The sequence below is a fragment of the Nocardioides eburneus genome, from assembly GCF_040838215.1.
Lineage (GTDB): Bacteria > Actinomycetota > Actinomycetes > Propionibacteriales > Nocardioidaceae > Nocardioides > Nocardioides eburneus.
The window spans coordinates 98,105-117,343 of sequence record NZ_JBFPJR010000001.1 but is presented as its reverse complement, the minus strand read 5'-3'; the positions used below and the strand labels follow the sequence as shown (position 1 = coordinate 117,343).

Here is a 19,239-nt window from a genome sequence, read left to right as displayed (position 1 = left end):
CCGACTCGCCGGACTTCCCTTTCGTCGGACGGAAGCGGCGTGGAACGCGATGCCGCACCCCGCGAGGCTGACGACGTGATCCCGGTCACAGGACCGGGACGGGTGTCGCTCGGGCCGACCCCGACCACCCACTTGAGTCCTACTCCGGAGCGGAGCATCACGTGAGAAGAATCGCGAATGTCAACCGGAGGGCACGGCTGCTCGGCCCGGTCGCCGGGTTGCTCGCCGTCGCCCTGGCCGCCACCGCCTGCGGCTCGTCCTCGAACACCAACAGCAACAACGGTGAGGCCGGTGTCAACGTCGGCAAGCCCCAGGCGGGCGGAAGCCTGACCGTCCTGGAGGACAGCGGGTTCGCCGGCGGCTTCGCCTCCGGCCTGGACCCCGCCACCAACACCACCGGCGGTGCCAACCTGCCGCAGATGCAGTCCATCTTCGGAGGACTCTTCCTGCTCGAGGCCGACGACAACGGCGAGAACGCCAAGATCGTGCCCAACCAGGCCGAGAACTACTCGTTCTCCGACGGCGGCAAGACCATGACCATCAAGCTGCGGCCCGGCATCAAGTTCAGCGACGGCACGCCGATGGACGCCAAGACCGTCGTGTGGAACATGCTGCGCGACTCGAAGTCGCCGTGCAGCTGCGCCCCGACCTGGCAGCTGGCCAAGAAGGACCCGATCGTCGCCAAGGACAACCTGACGGTCGTCATCCACATGGCGCAGCCGAACGGCGCGCTGATCAGCAACTTCCCGATCAGCAACATCAACTGGATCGCCTCGAAGACGGCGTTCGAGAAGATGGGTGCCGCGAAGTTCAAGGTGGCCCCGGTCGGCGCGGGCCCGTTCACCGTCGTCAGCGACCAGCTCAGCTCGGAGCTCGTGCTGAAGAAGAACCCGAACTACTTCAAGTCCGGGCAGCCCTACCTCGACAACCTGACCTTCAAGTCGATCGGCGGCGACCAGCCCGCCTACCAGGCGCTCGAGGCCGGCCAGGCCGACGCCTACGAGGGCATGAGCACCGTGCCGCTGATCAACCAGGCGCAGAAGAACTCGAAGTTCACCATCACGCTCGGTCCGCCGACCTCGCCGTACGTCGTCCAGCTCAACACGATGAAGGCGCCGTTCAACAACATCAAGGCGCGCGAGGCGATCTACTACGCGACCGACTTCTCGGCGATCAGCAAGGGCCTCTTCAAGGAGGACCTGCCGGTCAGCGGCTCCTTCGCCGGTCCGGGCGGGCTCTTCTACCACAAGAGCGTGCCGGGCTACCGCAACTACGACCTCGCCAAGGCCAAGCAGCTGGTCAAGGAGCTGGGCGGGCTCACCATCAACCTGGGCACCACGAACATCTACACCGCCAACCAGGTGATGACCGCGCTGCAGACCCAGTGGGAGAAGGCCGGCATCAAGGTCAAGACCAACTCGCTGCAGCTCACCGGCGTGATCCAGGCCTTCACCGGCGGGAACTGGCAGGCGATGCTGCAGACCGCGGGCGCCTGGGACCCGGCCGCCGGCGTCGGCGTGGCGTTCCGCTTCGCCTCGACCTCGCCGTTCACCGGCGTCAAGGACCCGAAGCTGGACAACCTGTTCGCCCAGGCCGGTGCGACCACCGACAGCACCAAGCGTGACGAGCTCTACCAGCAGGCCGCGAAGTACATCTCCGACAAGGCCTACGCCCCGTTCGGGTTCGCGTTCAGCCCGGCGAACGTCGCCGCCAAGGGCGTCCACGGTCCGGGTCTGACGACCCCGATCCCGGCGCTCGCCGTCAACACCCAGGTCCTCTGGGACGAGGTCTGGAGAGAGCAGTGAGCGCAGTCTCGGGTCTCCTGCCCACCCGGTCCGGGAGCGGCTTCGGCCGCCTCGGCCGGGTGGCCGGCTCCCCGCTGCTGAGGCTGATCGTCAAGCGGGTCGTCATGGCCATCCCGATCCTCTTCGGGGTGAGCGTGCTGACCTTCTGGGTGCTCAGCCTCATCCCCGGGGACCCGGCCCGGGCCATGCTCGGCATGAACGCCACCGACCAGCAGGTCGAGGCGCTCCGCCAGCAGTACGGCCTGGACAAGTCCGGACCGGCGCGCTACTGGGACTGGCTGACCGGGGCGCTGCACGGCGACCTGGGCATCTCGATGGTGAGCAGCCAGTCCATGAGCAGCATGCTCGGCGACCGCTGGGCGGTCACCGCCGAGCTCGTCGTCCTCTCGTTCATCGTCTCGCTCGGCGTGGCCGTCCCGGTCGCGCTGCTGGCGGCCCGCTGGCCCGGTGGTCTCTTCGACCGGGTGAGCATGGTCTGCTCGATGACCGGGCTGGCGGTCGCGAACTACGTCCTCGCGCTGCTCCTGGTCCTGGTCTTCGCCGTCGAGCTCGGCTGGCTGCCGGCGATCGGCTACGTCCATATCTCCGACGGGATCGGCGGCAACCTGAAGTCGATGATCCTGCCGACACTGGCGATGGCGATCCCGCTGTTCTGCTTCTACACCCGCTTCCTGCGGGGGGACATCGTCGACCAGATGCAGGGTGAGGACTACGTCGACACCGCCCGCGCGAAGGGGGTCGGCCCCTGGCGGGTGCTGTGGAGCCACGCGTTCCGCAACTCCTCCTTCGGCCTCATCACGATCGTGGGTCTCAACATCGGGACCCTTGTCGGAGGCACCGTCATCATCGAGCAGATCTTCGCCCTCCCGGGCCTCGGGCAGCTGCTGCTGCAAGGGGTCAACACCCGCGACACGGTGGTCGTCCAGGACCTGGTGATCATCTTCGCGGCCATCGCGGTGCTCGCGAACCTGCTCGTCGACGTCCTGTACGCCGTACTCGACCCGAGGATCCGCTATGGCAGTCATTGACGCGTCCAGTGCGCAGCTCGAGAGCGCCGTCGTCGCCGCGGGGGCCAAGCCCCGCGGACGGTGGCGGGCCTGGATGCGCACCTGGATCCCCGCCGGCACGGTGATCTTCATCCTGGCCATCTGCTTCCTCGGACCCACGGTCCTGCCGATCCCCGGGGCGACCGGTGGCGACGTCCTGGAGTCCGGTCAGGGGCCGTTCTCGCCGGGGCACCTGCTCGGGACCGACTCCAACGGCAACGACGTCCTCTCCCGTCTCCTCAGCGGTGGACAGGCGTCCCTGCTGATCGGCATCTCGGTCAACGTGATCGGCATCGTCATCGGCGGGACGATCGGCGCCGTCTCGGCGTACGTCGGCGGGCTGTTCGACACGATCGTCATGCGTCTCCTCGACGTGCTGATCGCGTTCCCCTCGCTCGTCCTCACCCTCGCGGTGGCGCAGAGCCTGGGCCCCAGCAAGCGCAACACGATCTTCGCGCTGGCGTTCTTCTCGGTCCCGGCCGTGGCGCGCATCGCGCGCTCCTCGACGCTCCGCCTGCGGGAGATGCCGTTCATGCAGGCCGCACAGCTGTGCGGCAGTCCCACATGGCGCATCCTGCTGCGCCACGTCGCCCCCAACGTCGCGCCGCAGCTGATCAGCTTCGCGGCGCTCGGCATGGGCATCGTCATCGTCACCGAGGGTGCGCTGAGCTTCCTCGGCCTCGGGATCCCGGCCCCCGCGCCCAGCTGGGGGAACATGATCTTCGACGGGCAGCAGAGCATGTCGGCGACACCGCTCGAGGTGGTCTGGCCGAGCATCGCGCTGCTGGTGACGGTGCTGGCCTTCAACCAGCTGGGCGAGAACCTCCGAGCCCGATGGAGCGGCCGATGAACGCCTCGCACGAGACCCTGAGCGACCTCACCGGCGCACCGGTGGCGACCCGCGGACCGGCCGTGGCCCCCGAAGGACTCACGGTCCCCGGCTCCCGGCCCTCGCCCCGGCGCAAGGCCGGGCGCGGGGAGACCCGTGAGGCGGTCCTCGAGGTGACCGACCTGCGGGTCGCGTTCTCCCGCGAGGGCCGGACCGTGCACGCGGTCAACGGACTCTCCTACGAGGTGAGGGCGGGCGAGATGCTCGCCATCATCGGGGAGTCCGGCTCGGGCAAGAGCGTGAGCACGCGGGCGCTGATGGGTCTGCTGCCGCCGAGCGCGCGCGTCACGGGCTCGGCCCGGCTCGGCGACACCGAGCTGGTCGGGATGAGCGAGAAGGCGATGCGACGCCTGCGTGGCTGCGACCTCGCCATGGTCTTCCAGGACCCGGCGCGCTCGCTCAACCCGACCATGCGGATCGGGGCGCAGATCGTCGAGGCGATCCGCGCCCACAGCGAGCGCAACGGCCTGGACAAGAAGGGCGCCCAGGCGCGGGCCATCGAGCTGCTCAAGCTCGTCCGCCTGCCCGCGCCGGAGCGACGCTTCCACGAGTACCCCCACCAGCTCTCCGGCGGCATGCGTCAGCGCGTCATGATCGCGATCGCGCTCGCCGGCGACCCCAAGGTGCTCATCGCGGACGAGGCCACCACAGCGCTCGACGTGACCACCCAGGCGCAGATCATGGAGCTCCTCGTCGACCTCCAGGAGCGGCTCGGGATGGCGGTCATCATGATCAGCCACGACCTCGGGCTGGCGGCGAGCTATGCCCAGGAGGTGCTCGTCATGTACGCCGGCAAGGCGGTCGAGTACGCCGAGACCGAGGATCTCTTCTCCAACGTCCGGATGCCCTACACCCGGGCGCTCCTCGGCGCGATCCCGCAGCTGACGACCCAGGCCCACAGCCTGCTGCCCGTCATCGGCGGCCAGCCGCCGGACCTGAGCGCGCTGCCGCAGGGCTGCGCGTTCCGCCCGCGGTGCGTCAACGCCCAGGACGACTGCGCCGTGGCGCCGACCCTCGACGAGCACGAGCCGGGGCACTGGTTCGCCTGTTGGCACCCGGCCGAGAGCCGTCGTACGCCGGCGGCGGAGGCCGCACGCAACGGATCGACCGCAGCGACCGGTACGCCGGCCGCGACCGGCAACCCACTGAGCAAGGGAGGCGAGGCGTGAGCGTCGTCGAGCAGGAGAAGACCGGCGCGCACGCCGCCGCGACCACGGAGCCGCTCCTCAGCGTCCGCAACCTCGTCCAGGAGTTCGTGAGCCGGGGCGTGGGGGGCGTGAAGACGGGTGTCGTGCACGCGGTCTCCAACGTGTCCTTCGACCTGATGCCGGGGGAGACGCTCGGCATCGTCGGCGAGACCGGGTCGGGCAAGTCGACGCTGGCGCGCTCGATCATCCAGGCGCCCCGGGCGAAGTCGGGCGAGGTCGTCTTCCGCGGTCAGGACCTGATGACCCTGTCGCACCACGGCCTCAAGAAGGCCCGGCACGACATGCAGATGGTCTACCAGGACCCGTTCGGCTCGCTGAACCCGCGCTGGCGGGTGGAGGACGTGGTCGCCGAGCCGCTGCTGGCGCAGGGCGGGCTCTCCCGTGACGCGCGTCGGGAGCGGGTGCACGAGCTGCTCAATCTGGTCGGGCTCGACCCGGCGACGTACTGCCGGCGGCGTCCGCTCGAGCTCTCGGGCGGCCAGGCGCAGCGCGTCGCGATCGCGCGGGCCATCGCGCTCAACCCGGCCCTGATCATCTGCGACGAGGCGATCTCCTCGCTCGACGTGCTGATCCAGGCGCAGGTGCTCAACCTCTTCGAGAAGCTGCGCTCCGAGCTCGGGCTGTCCTACCTCTTCATCGCGCACGACCTCGCGACGGTGAAGCAGGTGAGCGACCGGGTCGCCGTCATGCACCTCGGTCAGCTCGCCGAGGTCGGGCCGGCCGAGCAGCTCTACCTCACGCCGCGGCACCCCTACACGAGGGCGCTCCTCGACTCGATCCCCGGCCTCGACCCGGAGACCGGGGCCGCTCGCCGTCCGGTGCCGCTCGCCGGTGAGCCGCCGTCGCCGCTCGATCCGCCCAGCGGCTGCCGCTTCCGCACCCGCTGCCCGCGGGCGCAGGAGAAGTGCGCGGTCGAGGAGCCGCTGCTCACCGACCACGGCAACGGCCACCACGTCGCGTGCCACTTCCCGCTCGAGGACCTCGCGGCCACCATCCCGGGACCGCGCGAGGGGACCGTCGGTCTCGCGGCCGGCGCCGAGTGACAGCCTGGGCGGCATGACCACACCGGCACTGGACACCCAGGCACTGACTCCCCAGGCACTGACTACCCAGGCACTGGCCGGACAGGCCTGGCCCGACGTCCCCGAGCAGCCGCTCGTCCTCGTCCCGGTTGGCTCGATCGAGCAGCACGGGCCGCACCTGCCGTTCGACACCGACTCGGCCATCGCCGCCGCCGTCGCGGCGGGGGTCGCCGAGCGGTCGGGCGGGCTGGTCGCGCCCCCGCTGGTCTATGGCAACAGCGGCGAGCACCAGAGCTTCCCCGGCACGATGTCGATCGGCGCCGAGGCGCTGCGGCTGGTCGTCGTCGAGCTGGTCCGGTCGCTGGCGACCTGGGCTGGCCGGGTCGTCTTCGTCAACGCCCACGGCGGCAACGCGCCCACGCTCGCCGACGCGGTGAAGCAGTTGGTTGGCGAGGGGCACGACGTCGCCTGGGTGCCGTGCGCGACCGAGGAGGTCGACCTCCACGCCGGCCACACGGAGACCTCGCTCATGCTGCACATCCGGCCTGGCGACGTACGCCTCGAGCGGGCGGCCGCGGGCAACACGGCACCGCTCGCCGAGATCCTCCCGGCCATGATGGCCGGCGGCGTGGGCGCGGTCTCGCCCAACGGGGTGCTCGGCGACCCGGCCGGTGCCTCCGCCGAGCACGGCCGTCACGTCCTCGAGGCGATGGTCGACGACGTCGTACGCCGGCTCGACCGCTGAGGAGGGGCCGGCGCATCGGATTTTCCCCGGCCGGCCGGGGAGATCTGCCGTTGTCAGGTGGCTCGTTCCCTGACAACTGGCCACTTTCCCGGGAATCGACGGCCCCGCACTCAGGTCGTGTAGTCGGCGTTGATCCGGATGTAGCCCTCGGTGAGGTCGCAGCCGTAGACGGTGAAGGCGCCCTCGGCGATGCCGAGCGTGACCTCGATCGAGACCTCGCTGCCCTGGAGGTAGGCCGACAGGCCGGCGAGGGTCTCCGGCGAGACGGAACCGGGATAGATCCGGGTGCCGCCGAACGCGATCGCGACGTTCTCGGGCTCGATGTCGAGGTCGTCCTCGCACTTGCCGATCGCCATGGCGATCCGCCCCCAGTTGGGGTCGGCGCCGTGGACGGCGGTCTTCACGAGCGGCGAGTTGACGATCGTCTTGGCCACCCGCTTGGCCTGGGCGTCGTCGCGGGCGCCGGCGACGGTGACCGAGATGAGCTTGGAGGCGCCCTCGCCGTCGGAGGCGATCTGCTTGACCAGCGCGAGGGCGCAGTCGTGCAGCGCCTCCTCGAACGCGGCGAGGTCGACCTCGCCGGCGAGGCCGTTGGCGAAGACGGCCGCGGTGTCGGAGGTGGAGGTGTCGGTGTCGATGCTGACCGCGTTGAAGGTGCGGTCGACGACCCGCCGGAAGATCGCGTCCAGGTCGGCGGCCGGCACGGCCGCGTCGGTGAAGAAATAGGCCAACATCGTCGCCATGTTGGGCTCGATCATCCCGACGCCCTTCGCGACGCCGGTGAGGGTCGCGGCCCCGACCGCGCGGGTCTCCACCTTGGGGTGGGTGTCGGTCGTCATGATCGCCGCGCCCGCCGCGGCGAAGCCGTCGGCGTCGAGCGGACCGACCGTGCCGGCGAGCGTGCCGAGCGAGGAGCGGAGCAGGTCCATGGGGTACTGCACGCCGATCACCCCGGTCGACGCGACCAGTAGCTCCTCGGGGCGGCAGCCCACCAGCTCGGCCGCCAGGCGGCGTACCTCCAGGGCGTTCGCACGCCCCTCCTCACCCGTGGCGACGTTGGCGTTCTTCGAGATCGTCACCATGCCGCGGAAGGCGGAGAGGTCCGCCTCACGGTTGATCACGACGCTCGCGCCGGCGAAGCGTGACCGGGTGAACACCGCCGCGCTCGTCGTCGGGGCGCTCGAGGCGACGACGGCGAAGTCGTCAGCGCCCTCCTTGAGGCCGAGGTTGGCGGTCGTGCCGACGAATCCCTGAGGGCTGGGCAAGAGGTTCTCCGTTCTCCGGTCTGTCGGTCGTACGACGGCCGGCGGCCGTCGCGGCCCCTAGTCTGCCGCGCTGCGACGGTGCGTGCGGGCGCGGGCCCGGCGTCGCGACGCCGGGCCGAGGGTCCCGAACGCGCCGCCAGCCACCCGGGCGCGCTGACCCGGCCCGCTGACTCAGCCCGTTGATTCAGCCGACGAGCAGGACGTGCAGGGTGCGTGGGCCGTGGACGCCCTCGACCCGTTCGAGTTCGATGTCGCTGGTGGCCGAGGGGCCGCTGATCCAGGTGAGCGGGCTGCCCGCGGCGACCGCCGTGGCGAGCCGGGCGACGCCCTCGGGGACGTCGCCGACGAGCTGGTCGGTGCGCACGACGCAGACATGCAGGTCGGGCACGAGCGTGAGGGCGCGCCGGCCCTGGTCGGGGCCGTGGTCGAGCACGATCGTGCCGGTGAGGGCGATGCCGACGGCGGCGGCGGTGAGGACGCCGTCGAAGGCGTCGAGGTCGGCCGGTGAGAGGGCGCCGTCGTCGGTGACGGTCTCCACCCCGTCGAGGACGGCGAGCCAGGAGGACGGCAGGCCGGCGGGTACGACGATCCGGCGCGCCTGCCCGAGCCCGGCCGCCACCGCCGCGGGGAGAGCGTCCTCGCTGACCCGGGTGACGACCGCGCGGTAGTCCTCGACGCGCTCCACGAAGAGCGCGGCGACGTCGTCGACGCGGGCCGCGCTCGTCGTGGCGTACTCCCGCGGGATTTGGGTCGCGCCCGGCGCGGACCGCGGCACCCCCGAGAGTGCGGCCGAGACCCGGCCGAGGATCTCCTCACGCGCGCTCACGCCTGGCTCCCCTTCTCCCGCTTCCACCAGCTCCGGAACGTCTGGGTCGGTGGCCTCGGGGCGTCGCGGGCCTGTGACCAGGCGCCGAGGCCCGGGATCCGGCCCAGCGTGTCCTTCTTGCGCAGCACGCGCCCGCCGAGCTCGGCGCCCTTCTGCGCGCGCTCCCAGCGGGTGGCGTCGGAGAAGAGCCAGGCCGCGCCCTTCATCGCCAGCTCCTCACCAGAGGGCAGACCGCCGCGCTTCTCCTCGACCACCCGCGCACGCAGGTGGACGAGGAGCTCGGGGATCTCGATGCGCACCGGGCAGACGTCGAAGCAGGCGCCGCACAGCGAGGAGGCGTAGGGCAGCGACTTGTCGATCTCGGAGCCGGTGCCACGCAGCTGCGGGTTGAGGACGGCCCCGATCGGGCCGGGGTAGACCGAGCCGTAGGCGTGGCCGCCGACCCGCTCGTAGACCGGGCAGACGTTGAGGCACGCCGAGCAGCGGATGCAGCGCAGCGCCTGCCGCCCGAGCTCGTCGGCCAGCACGGAGGTGCGGCCGTTGTCGAGCAGCACCACGTGGACCTCCTGCGGGCCGTCACCGGGCGTGAGGCCGGTCCACATCGAGGTGTAGGGGTTCATCCGCTCACCGGTCGAGGACCGCGGCAGCAGCTGGAGGAAGACCTCGAGGTCGGCGACACTCGGCACCACCTTCTCGATGCCGACCACCGAGATGAGCGTCTCGGGAAGCGTCAGGCACATCCGGCCGTTGCCCTCGGACTCGACGACCACCAGGGTGCCGGTCTCGGCGACGGCGAAGTTGGCCCCCGAGATCGCCACCTTCGCGCGCAGGAACTTCTCACGCAGGTGCACCCGGGCCGCCTCGGCGAGGACTCGCGGCTCCGCGGTGAGGCCCTCGGGCGCCGGCTGCCCGACCTTGCCCATCTCGTGGGTGAAGATCTCCTTGATCTCCGCGCGGTTGCGGTGGATCGCGGGCACCAGGATGTGGCTCGGCTTGTCGTGGCCGAGCTGGACGATCAGCTCGGCCAGATCGGTCTCCCAGGCATGGATCCCGGCGGCCTCGAGGGCCTCGTTCAGCTCGATCTCCTGAGTGGCCATCGACTTGACCTTGACCACCTCGCGGTGCTCATCGCCGGCCACCTTGGCCTCGACCAGGCCGGTGACGATCCGGTTGGCCTCGGCGGCGTCGCGCGCCCAGTGCACCCTCGCGCCGGCCCGGGTCAGCGACTCCTCGAGCTGGACGAGGTAATCGTCGAGATGGGTCAGCACCTCGTCCTTGATCGCCGCCCCGGCGACCCGCAGCGCCTCCCAGTCCTCGACCTCCCCGACCACCCTCGCTCGCTTGTCGCGGATGGTGTGGGTGGCGTGGTGGAGGTTCTTGCGCTGCTGATAGTTGCCGAGCGCCTCCCTGGCCGCCGTCGGGAACGTCGGCATCCCGACGTACGTCCCGCTCGCCTCACCGGTCATCGGAGTCCTCGATTGGGGTGATTCACAGAGCCATCTCCTTCGCGACGTCCTCCTCGGTGCTGGCCAGCACCTCGGCCAGGTGCATGACGCGTACGCCGGCGCGCTGGCGGTGCAGCAGGCCGCCGATGTGGGCCAGGCAGCTGTTGTCGCCCGCCACCAGCACCTCGGCCCCGGTGGCGCGCACGTGGCCCACCTTGTCGGCACCCATCGCGACCGAGGTGTCGGCGTTCTTGACCGCGAAGGTGCCGCCGAACCCGCAGCACGACTCCGCCTCGGGCAGCTCGACCAGATCGATGCCACGCACCTTGCGGAGGAGTTGGAGCGGCTTGTCGCCGACCCGCAGCATCCGCAGCGAGTGGCAGGTGGGGTGGTAGGTCACGCGGTGGGGGAAGGTGGCGCCCACGTCGGTCACGCCGAGGACGTCGACGAGGAGCTCGCTGAGCTCGTAGACCCTCCGTGATCCCTCGACCGCGCGCTCGGCCAGCGCCGGCCGCCCGCACGTGCGGGCGATCATGCCGTGCTGATGGCGCACCGAGCCGACACACGAGCCGGACGGCGCCACCACGGCGTCGTAGGCCGCGAAGACGTCGGCGAACCGCTCCACCAGCGGCAGCGCCTCCCGCACATAGCCGGTGTTGGTCAACATCTGCCCGCAGCAGGTCTGCTCGAGCGGAAACTCGACGGTGCAGCCCAGCCGCTCGAGCAGCCGGACGACCGCCTTCGGCGTCTCGGGCCACATCGTGTCGTTGAAGCACGTGGCGAACAGCGCGACCTTCATGTCACTTCACCATCCACTCGAGCACGGGTGTCGACCGGCGACCAGTAGGCACAGGGTCAGCGCATCCCCGACGCCACCGATCACCTTACGCACGATGGTCGACTTCTGACCCGCGAGACCGAGAGGTCGGTGATTCCTGCCGAGAGGTCGGCGATTCCCGTGGCCTCAGCTGCCGGACCGAAGCTCGGCGAGCAGTTCCTCGGAGGTGTGCAGCTTGGCGGCGAGGATGTAGCGGCCGGCGGCGAGGAGCGCGGTGAGGTGCGGGGTGCTGAGCGCATAGAGCACACCGGAGCCCTCGCGGTGAGATGTCACCAGGCCGGCGCGGCGCAGGACGGCGAGCTGCTGGGAGAGGTTGGAGGCCTCCAGGTCGAGCTCGGCGAGCAGGTCGCGGACCTGCATGGGCCCGTCCTGCAGAAGCTCCAGAACGCGAATACGGGTGGGGTGCCCCAACGTGCGGAAGAGCTCGGCCTTAGCCTCATAAAGCGGCACGCTGCCGGGCATCGGACCCCCTGTTCGGCCTGGGATGAGAGTTGGATCGATCAATTGTCCCAAGTCGTGAGGAATGACTCAGTCTTGGTGCACGGTACATGACTTGAAGACTTCTTCAAGTCCGGTAACGTGCCTGCAATCGACGAGCGAAGGGTGTCGGAATGGTTGACGTGGACCAGGTCCTCGACGAAGCGGGGCTCAAGAACCCCCATGTGCGCGAGTTCGTTGCGTACTGGGCACAGGTGACCGGAGCCGACGCCATCGAGGTGGTCAGCGCCGAGGACGATGAGCGCCTCCTGCAGGAGTCCCTCGAGGCGGGCGAGCTCCTCCCGGTGAGCGGCGGCCGTTACTACTCGCGCTCCTACTTCAAGGACACCGCACGCTCGGAGGAGCGCACCGTCGTCGCGACCTCCAAGGAGAGCGACAAGGGCGTCTACAACAACTGGAAGCCCGCCGAGGAGACCGTCGCGACGCTCACCGAGCGCATGCGCGGCGCGTCCAAGGGCAAGACGATGTACGTCATCCCCTACCTCATGGCTCCGCAGGGCAGCCCGCTCGAGGCGTACGCCGCGGGCGTGGAGCTCACCGACAGCCGCCCCGTCGTCCAGCAGATGATCCGGATGGCCCGCGTCGGCGTCGACTACATCAACGAGCTCAAGGACCAGAGCAGCTTCGTCCGAGCCGTCCACGTCACCGGCGACCTGCCCAACCTCGGTCAGGGCACCCCCGACGACCAGCGTCTCTTCGCCACCGTCGCCGACCAGCGCACGATCCTCCACTTCGGCTCGTCGTACGGCGGCAACGCGCTCCTCGGCAAGATCGCCCACGGCCTGCGCCAGGCCTGCTACGACGGCAAGGACTCCGAGGTGTTCCTCGCCGAGCAGTTCCTGCTCCTGGGGATCACGGACAAGCAGACCGGCAAGAAGTTCCACGTCGTCGGCGGCTTCCCGTCCGCCTCCGGCAAGACCAACCTGTCGATGACGCTCGCCCCCGACGCCTTGGGCGACCGCTACTACGTCGAGTTCTACGGCGACGACATCGCCTGGCTGTGGGTCGGCGACGACGGCCGGATCTGGGCGTTCAACCCGGAGAACGGCGTCTTCGGCGTCGCCAAGGACACCAACGAGGCGTCCAACCCGGGCGCCGTCGAGGCGATCAAGCCGGGCTCGGGCGCGATCTTCACCAACGTCGCCTACAACCCCGAGACGCAGGACGTCTGGTGGGAGGGCAAGACCAAGAACCCGCCCGAGGACGTCACCGGCTGGCTGGACTGGAAGGGCAACCCGATCGCCGATCGGACCCCGGAGCAGGCCGACGAGCCCTGGGCCCACCCCAACAGCCGCTTCACGGCGCCGATCTCGATGGTGCCGAACGCCGCGGAGGACTACAACAACCCCGCCGGCGTCCCGGTCGACGCGATCATCTTCGGTGGCCGCACCCGCGACCGCGAGCCGCTGATCCGCGCCATCACCGACATCGCCGAGGGCGTGTACGACGGCCTGACGCTCGGCGCCGAGGCGACCTTCGCCGCCGAGGGCGTCGACGGTCAGCTGCGCTACGACCCGATGTCGATGCGGCCGTTCATGGCCTACTCCGAGGGTGAGTACGCCGCGCACTGGCTGCACATCATCGGCCGCGCGAGCCAGCCGCCGATCTTCGCCCACGTCAACTGGTTCCAGCGCGACCCGGAGGACGGCCACTTCCTGTGGCCCGGCTACCGCGAGAACGTCCGCGCGCTGCTCTGGCTGCTGCAGTTCAAGGCGGGCGAGGTCAAGGGCCAGGAGACGGCGGTCGGCGTGATCCCGACCCAGGACGAGCTCAACCTCGACGGTCTCGACCTGCCGCAGGAGGACCTCGACCGGATCCTCTCCATCGACGTCGAGCGCTGGCGCCAGGAGATCGAGTTCCGCGAGGAGCACCTCAAGCAGTTCGACGGTCTCCCCGAGGAGATCTGGGCGGCCCACCGCCGCGTCGCCGAGGCGCTCGAGAGGGCAGCTCAGGCCTGAGCCACTGATCCACCAGCTCGAGTCGGCGTACATGTACGCCGACTCGAGCTGCATTTCGCCGCCGAGTCGGCGCAGAGGGTCGGCCACTCGCGGGTTGTCGAGGTGCCCCGGACGATGGCGGCCCACGGCCGTGGCCTACGTTGGGCGGGTGCCCGAGGAGAGCCTCCCCGCCGACAACCACGTCCACTCCGAGTGGTCCTGGGACACCCGCAAGGGCGACATGGAGGCCACGTGTGCGCGAGCGGTCGCGCTGGGGCTGCCGTCGATCGCGTTCACCGAGCACGTCGACCACACCGCGCGGTCGGGGCCGTTCGACGCCGAGGGCTACCTCGCCGCCGTCGATCGCTGCCGCGACCTCTTCCCGTCGCTGCGGATCCTCACGGGCGTGGAGATCGGCGAGGCCCACTGGGACCCCGCCGACACGGAGGCACTGCTGGCCGGCGGGCGCTTCGAGCGGGTCCTGGCCTCCCTCCACTCCGTCCCCGAGCTGCCGGGCCACCCGGACATGGCGGTGCTCTACGACACCCAGCCGCGCGCGCAGGTGCTCCGCGACTACCTCGCCGAGATCGAGAAGCTCATCACGGCCTTCGACGGCTTCCAGGTGCTCGCCCACATCGACTATCCCGCCCGCCGCTGGCCGCTCACCCCGACGCCGTCGTCGGGCGGCCGGTCGGACAAGGCGCTCTTCGACCCGCGCGAGTGCGAGGAGGAGTACCGCCACGTCCTGCGCACCCTCGCGGGCACCGGCCGCGTCCTCGAGTTCAACACCCGGGTGCCGCTCCACCCGCTCGTTCTCGACTGGTGGCGAGAGGTCGGCGGCGACGCGGTCAGCTTCGCCAGCGACGCCCACCGTCCCGAGGCGCTCGCCCACGGGTTCCGCGAGGCGGTCGCGGTCGCCTCCGCCGCCGGCTTCCGGCCCGGGCGCGACCCGCTGGACTTCTGGCGCCGCGCATAGCGACGCGAAGGGGGGACGGTCCGGGCGTCAGATCCGCAGCCCGGCGTCGTCGCCCTCGGCGCGGGCCGTCTTCCACAGGTCGATGCCGCCCCTGGGCGGACGCGGCGACGGCGTGCTCGTCGATGAGGGCCGGCTCCTCGTCGGCGAGGCCCAGGACGGCGAGCGCGCCGGCGCAGCGATAGGTCATCGAGTCGTCGCGGGTCGCGGCGGGGACGTAGCTCATGGGCCCACGCTCCACGCCTCGTGCCGACACGCGGTCCGGAGCGCGCGTCCGGCACCTGGAACCCACTAGTGTTTAAAGTCGAGTGACTTACATTAGTTAGTCCAACCGACCGCGACAGGAGTCCTGATGACCACCGCGACACCCAACCCCCGGCCGCTCCACCTCAACGCCTTCCTCTGGGACGTCGGCCACCACGAAGCCGCCTGGCGGCTCCCGGACGCCGATCCCGCCGCCGTCTGGGACGTGGAGCACTTCAAGAACCTCGCCCGGATCGCCGAGCGCGGGAAGCTGGACTCGCTCTTCCTCGCCGACAGTCCGGTGCTGCAGACCGACCCCGGCCGGCGGCCCCCGGGCAAGATCGAGCCCACCGTCCTCCTCACCGCCCTCGCCGGCGCGACCGAGCACATCGGCCTGATCGCGACCGCGTCGACGTCGTACAACGAGCCCTTCAACCTCGCCCGCCGGTTCGCCTCCCTCGACATCGTGTCCGGGGGACGCGCCGGCTGGAACATCGTCACGACCGCCGGCGCCGACGCCGCCCGCAACTTCGGGCTCGATGACGTGCCGCTCCACAAGGAGCGCTATGAGCGCGCCGACGAGTTCGTCGAGGTCGCCACCAAGCTCTGGGACAGCTGGGCCGACGACGCGACGGTCGGGGACAAGGAGAACGGCATCCACACGCTCGCCGACAAGGTTCGGAAGATCGACCACCGCGGCCGCTTCTTCCGCGTCGACGGCCCGCTGAACTCCCCGCGTACGCCGCAGGGCTGGCCGCTCCTCGTCCAGGCGGGCTCCTCGGAGGACGGCAAGGCGTTCGCCGCCCGCTGGGCCGAGGCCGTCTTCACCGCCCAGCAGACGCTCGAGGAGGCGCAGGCGTTCTACACCGACCTCAAGGCGCGCACCGCCGCGCTCGGCCGCGACCCCGAGACCATCAAGATCCTGCCGGGCATCGTCCCCGTCATCGGCGACACCGAGGCCGAGGCCCGCGAGCTCGAGGAGCGGCTCGAGCGGCTCATCAACCCCGAGTACGCCCGCCTCCAGCTCGCCAAGACCCTCCGCGTCCATCCCGACGCCCTCGTGCTGGACGAGCAGCTCCCGGCCGACCTGCCGACCGAGGACGAGATCGAGGGAGCGAAGAGCCGCTACACACTCGTCGTCGAGCTGGCCCGCCGCGAGCGGCTGACCGTCCGACAGCTCATCGCCCGCCTCGGCGGCGGTCGTGGCCACCGCACGTTCACCGGGACGCCGGTGCAGGTCGCCGACGCGATCGAGGAGTGGTTCGACCATGGTGCCGCCGACGGCTTCAACATCATGCCGGCGGTCCTGCCGTCCGGCTTGGAGGCCTTCGTCGACAAGGTCGTCCCGATCCTGCAGGAGCGTGGTCGGTTCCGCACGGACTACGAGGGCAGCACCCTGCGCGACCGCTACGGGCTGCCGCGGCCGGCCAACCAGTTCGACCTCCCGCGGGGCGATGCGGTCAGGGGCGTGAGCGCCTGAGCGATCCGCGGCCGGCAGGCTGCGGTCGGCCTTGACCGGCCCCCGTAGCCTGCTGGGTGAGGGGAGTACCTCGTCAAGCTCCTCCGGTCAGGACGACGGCCCGGTGGCCGTCCCGGAGGACGCCTCGCCGCCTCGTCGGCGCAGGTGGGGGAGACCTCAGACACCATCGTCTGAGGGGACCCCGGATGCTCGACTCGTTCGCCTCGCCCACGCTGTGGGCGCTCACCATCGGCGGCGTGGTGGCGCTGCTCGTGCTCGACCTCGCGCTCACCCGCCGGCCGCACGAGGTCACGATGCGGGAGGCGCTCGGCTGGACGGGCGTCTACCTCGCCCTGCCCGCGCTCTTCGGCGGCTGGCTGTGGTTGGCCCATGGCTCCGCGACCGGGACGGAGTTCTACGCCGGCTACCTCGTCGAGAAGACGCTCAGCATCGACAACCTCTTCGTGTTCATGCTGCTGCTCGCGGCGTTCGCCGTCCCGAGCGACCGGCAGCAGAAGGTGCTGCTCTACGGCATCGCCGGCGCGCTCGTGCTCCGCGGCGTCCTCATCGTCCTCGGGGCGGCCGCGTTGGCGGCGTACGACGTCGTCTTCCTCCTCTTCGGCGCGGTGCTGGTCCTCACCGGGCTCCGGCTTCTGCGCGACACGGTGCGCGGGGTCGGGCACGGCCCGGATCCGGACCGGATGCGGGTCGTGCGGCTCGCCCGTCGGGCGGGCCTGAGCCCGTTCGCGGTGGTCGTGGTGGCGGTGCTCGCGACCGACGTGGTGTTCGCGATCGACTCCGTGCCGGCGGTCTACGGCATCACCGGCGACCCCTACCTCGTCTTCGTGACCAACGCGTTCGCCCTGCTGGGCCTGCGGGCGCTCTACTTCGTGCTGCGCGGGGCGCTCGCCCGGCTCGTGCACCTCGGCTACGGACTGGCCGCGATCCTCGTCGTCATCGGCGTGAAGCTCGGGCTGCACTGGGCGCACGAGCAGTGGCCGGACGTCCCCGCCGTTCCGACGATCCTCTCGCTCGCGATCATCGTCGGGATCCTCGCGGCCACGGTCCTGACCAGCCTGCTGGCGACCCGGAGGGCGGACCGCCTCGGGGCAGCGGGCGTCGACGATGGTGAGGGAGACCCCGCCGGCGAGCCGGGAGGTGGTCCCAGACGATCGCGTCGGCTTACCCGTCAGTAGCCGGCTCGATCGCCCCGGACCATGTTTCCCGGCCGCCCGGGAATGGCAGTCTCGTCACCATGAAGCTTCCCGCCGGAGCCGCGCTCAAGCGGCTGGTGCTCGAGACGCTCGGCTGGCTGCTGGTCGTGGCGGGGATCGCCGCGCTGGTTCTGCCGGGCCCTGGACTGCTGATGATCTTCGCGGGCCTGGCCCTGCTCTCGCAGCAGTATGCCTGGGCCGAGCGGCGCGTCGAACCGGTGCGCCTGCGCGCCCTGCGAGGCGCCGCGGAGAGCGTGGAGACCTGGCCGCGGATCGTGCTGTCCGTCGTGTGCGCGCTCGTCATCGGCGGCTTCGGCGTGCTCTGGTCCGTGCAGCCGCCGGCGCCGGAGTGGTGGCCGGTCGAGAAGGCCTACTGGCTGCTCGGCGGCCGTTGGACCGGCGTCACGCTGATCCTGTCCGCGCTCATCGCGCTCGCGCTCATCGTCTACTCCTACCGCCGCTTCCACAAGAAGCCCGACGCGGTCCGCGAGCTCGACCGGGAGATCCGGGCGGCGGACGACGACGAGGAGGAGTACGACCAGGCGCACGACTGACGCCGCAGGATGCCCGTGATGCCCGTTGGGGTCCTTCGCGTCGGGGCTACCGTGAGGGCTATGCCCCTCGACCGGCGGGTCCTGCTCCGCGCGGCGGCCGTCGCACCGCTCGCCGGGCTCGTCGCGTGCGGCGGTGGCGAGCCCTCCAGCCGTACGCCGTCGGCGACCGCCTCCGCCGGTGGGTCGTCCGCGTCGCCGTCGAGCCCGTCGCCGGAACGCTCCTCGAGCGCCTCGTCGCCGTCGCCCTCGTCGTCTCCCTCGGCGCCACCCCGGCCCCGGATCGCGGAGACGCTCGCGACCGGCCTGGACGTGCCGTGGGGGATCGCCTTCCTGCCCGACGGCAGCGCGCTCGTCTCCTGCCGCGACAGCTTCGAGATCGTGCGGGTCGGCGGGCGTCGTACGACCGTCGTCGGGAAGGTCCCCGGCGTCGTGACCACGGTCGACATCGGCGGCGAGGGCGGCCTGCTCGGGCTCGCGCTGCATCCGGGCTATCCCGACGAGCCCTGGCTCTACGCCTACCACTCGACGGGGCAGGACAACCGGGTCGTGCGGATGAGGCTGACGCAGCGCGGTGGGCTCCGGCTGGGGGCACCGCAGGAGGTGCTCACCGGCATCCACACGTCGCTGCACCACAACGGCGGCGGGCTGCGCTTCGCGCCCGACGGTCATCTCTACGTCTCGACCGGTGACGCGGAGGACCGCGACTCGGCCCAGGACAAGGCCTCCCTGAACGGGAAGATCCTGCGGATCACCGACACCGGCGGCGTCCCGGACGGGAATCCGTTCGGGAACGAGGTGTGGTCCTACGGCCACCGCAACGTGGAGGGGCTCGCGCTCGACGGCGACCAGCTGTGGGCGAGCGAGTTCGGGGACCACGAGTACGACGAGCTGAACCGCATCGTGAAGGGCGGAAACTACGGCTGGCCGGAGGTGGAGGGCAGCGACGGCAAGGGTGGCTACCGCGACCCGCTCGCCCAGTGGCCCACGAGCGACTGCTCGCCCTCCGGGATCGCGATCGCGCGCGGCCGGGCCTGGCTCGGCGCCCTGCAGGGCCAGTGCGTCTGGTCGGTCGACCTCGCCACCGGCGCCACCGCGCGCCACCTCCACGGTCACGGCCGGCTGCGGCTCGCGGCCGCGGCTCCGGACGGCTCGCTGTGGGTCGGCACCTCGAACCGCGACGGTCGCGCCACGCCGCGCTCGGGGGACGACCGGATCTTCCGCGTCACGCTCTGAGCCGGGCGCGGGCCGCGTCGGGCGCAAGCCGGGTCGGGG

At 71.0% G+C, this 19,239-nt stretch carries 17 protein-coding genes; 12 read left to right on the top strand and 5 right to left on the bottom strand.

Annotation, left to right across the window (positions count from 1 at the left end):
- Positions 1 to 161: 161 nt before the first annotated feature.
- From AB3X52_RS00540 to mftE, 6 genes are read left to right on the top strand one after another with little or no spacing between them, the layout of a single operon-like run.
- Complete coding sequence (locus AB3X52_RS00540) at positions 162 to 1,805, top strand: ABC transporter substrate-binding protein (protein WP_367990700.1); 1,644 nt, start codon at positions 162 to 164, stop codon at positions 1,803 to 1,805.
- Positions 1,802 to 2,833 carry an ABC transporter permease gene (locus AB3X52_RS00535; RefSeq protein ID WP_367990698.1) on the top strand — a complete coding sequence of 344 codons (1,032 nt, stop codon included), beginning with the start codon at positions 1,802 to 1,804 and terminating at the stop codon, positions 2,831 to 2,833. The genes AB3X52_RS00540 and AB3X52_RS00535 overlap by 4 nt, the downstream gene beginning before the upstream one ends.
- On the top strand, positions 2,820 to 3,701 hold the full coding sequence (locus AB3X52_RS00530) for an ABC transporter permease (RefSeq protein WP_367990696.1): 882 nt from the start codon (positions 2,820 to 2,822) through the stop codon (positions 3,699 to 3,701). Before AB3X52_RS00535 ends, AB3X52_RS00530 begins: the two co-directional genes overlap by 14 nt.
- Positions 3,698 to 4,909: an ABC transporter ATP-binding protein gene (locus AB3X52_RS00525; RefSeq protein ID WP_367990694.1), complete on the top strand. Its 1,212-nt coding sequence runs from the start codon at positions 3,698 to 3,700 to the stop codon at positions 4,907 to 4,909. Before AB3X52_RS00530 ends, AB3X52_RS00525 begins: the two co-directional genes overlap by 4 nt.
- A complete protein-coding gene (locus AB3X52_RS00520) occupies positions 4,906 to 5,991 on the top strand; it encodes an ABC transporter ATP-binding protein (protein ID WP_367990692.1) in 1,086 nt (361 codons plus the stop codon). Before AB3X52_RS00525 ends, AB3X52_RS00520 begins: the two co-directional genes overlap by 4 nt.
- A gap of 13 nt (positions 5,992 to 6,004) precedes the next feature.
- Positions 6,005 to 6,715, top strand: coding sequence for a mycofactocin biosynthesis peptidyl-dipeptidase MftE (gene mftE, locus AB3X52_RS00515; protein ID WP_367990690.1), 711 nt, complete (start codon positions 6,005 to 6,007; stop codon positions 6,713 to 6,715).
- A gap of 110 nt (positions 6,716 to 6,825) precedes the next feature.
- Here the strand turns inward: mftE and argJ are convergent, their stop codons facing one another.
- The 5 genes from argJ to AB3X52_RS00490 form a co-directional block, all read right to left on the bottom strand.
- Positions 6,826 to 7,980 carry a bifunctional glutamate N-acetyltransferase/amino-acid acetyltransferase ArgJ gene (gene argJ, locus AB3X52_RS00510; protein ID WP_367990688.1) on the bottom strand — a complete coding sequence of 385 codons (1,155 nt, stop codon included), beginning with the start codon at positions 7,978 to 7,980 and terminating at the stop codon, positions 6,826 to 6,828.
- A 184-nt stretch (positions 7,981 to 8,164) separates the two neighbouring features.
- The gene (locus tag AB3X52_RS00505; RefSeq protein WP_367990686.1) at positions 8,165 to 8,806 is read right to left on the bottom strand and encodes a LutC/YkgG family protein; all 642 of its coding nucleotides are present in this window, start codon (positions 8,804 to 8,806) and stop codon (positions 8,165 to 8,167) included.
- Entirely contained in the window at positions 8,803 to 10,272 is a 1,470-nt protein-coding gene (locus AB3X52_RS00500; RefSeq protein WP_367990683.1) for a LutB/LldF family L-lactate oxidation iron-sulfur protein, read from the bottom strand. Before AB3X52_RS00500 ends, AB3X52_RS00505 begins: the two co-directional genes overlap by 4 nt.
- A 22-nt stretch (positions 10,273 to 10,294) precedes the next feature.
- Positions 10,295 to 11,050 carry a (Fe-S)-binding protein gene (locus AB3X52_RS00495; RefSeq protein ID WP_367990681.1) on the bottom strand — a complete coding sequence of 252 codons (756 nt, stop codon included), beginning with the start codon at positions 11,048 to 11,050 and terminating at the stop codon, positions 10,295 to 10,297.
- Positions 11,051 to 11,215: 165 nt separating this feature from the next.
- Positions 11,216 to 11,551, bottom strand: coding sequence for an ArsR/SmtB family transcription factor (locus AB3X52_RS00490; RefSeq protein WP_367990679.1), 336 nt, complete (start codon positions 11,549 to 11,551; stop codon positions 11,216 to 11,218).
- Positions 11,552 to 11,700: 149 nt separating this feature from the next.
- Between AB3X52_RS00490 and AB3X52_RS00485 the strand changes: the two genes are divergently transcribed.
- The 6 genes from AB3X52_RS00485 to AB3X52_RS00460 all read left to right on the top strand — a co-directional run bounded on the left by AB3X52_RS00485 (position 11,701) and on the right by AB3X52_RS00460 (position 19,200).
- On the top strand, positions 11,701 to 13,545 hold the full coding sequence (locus AB3X52_RS00485; RefSeq protein ID WP_367990677.1) for a phosphoenolpyruvate carboxykinase (GTP): 1,845 nt from the start codon (positions 11,701 to 11,703) through the stop codon (positions 13,543 to 13,545).
- Between the two features lie 148 nt (positions 13,546 to 13,693).
- The gene (locus AB3X52_RS00480) at positions 13,694 to 14,500 is read left to right on the top strand and encodes a PHP domain-containing protein (protein WP_367990675.1); all 807 of its coding nucleotides are present in this window, start codon (positions 13,694 to 13,696) and stop codon (positions 14,498 to 14,500) included.
- Between the two features lie 349 nt (positions 14,501 to 14,849).
- Positions 14,850 to 16,220 carry an LLM class flavin-dependent oxidoreductase gene (locus AB3X52_RS00475; RefSeq protein ID WP_367990673.1) on the top strand — a complete coding sequence of 457 codons (1,371 nt, stop codon included), beginning with the start codon at positions 14,850 to 14,852 and terminating at the stop codon, positions 16,218 to 16,220.
- A gap of 185 nt (positions 16,221 to 16,405) precedes the next feature.
- Positions 16,406 to 17,395: a TerC family protein gene (locus AB3X52_RS00470; protein ID WP_367990671.1), complete on the top strand. Its 990-nt coding sequence runs from the start codon at positions 16,406 to 16,408 to the stop codon at positions 17,393 to 17,395.
- 59 nt (positions 17,396 to 17,454) lie between these two features.
- Positions 17,455 to 17,967: a PGPGW domain-containing protein gene (locus tag AB3X52_RS00465; protein WP_367990669.1), complete on the top strand. Its 513-nt coding sequence runs from the start codon at positions 17,455 to 17,457 to the stop codon at positions 17,965 to 17,967.
- A 60-nt stretch (positions 17,968 to 18,027) separates the two neighbouring features.
- Positions 18,028 to 19,200, top strand: coding sequence for a PQQ-dependent sugar dehydrogenase (locus AB3X52_RS00460; RefSeq protein ID WP_367990667.1), 1,173 nt, complete (start codon positions 18,028 to 18,030; stop codon positions 19,198 to 19,200).
- Positions 19,201 to 19,239: the final 39 nt, after the last annotated feature.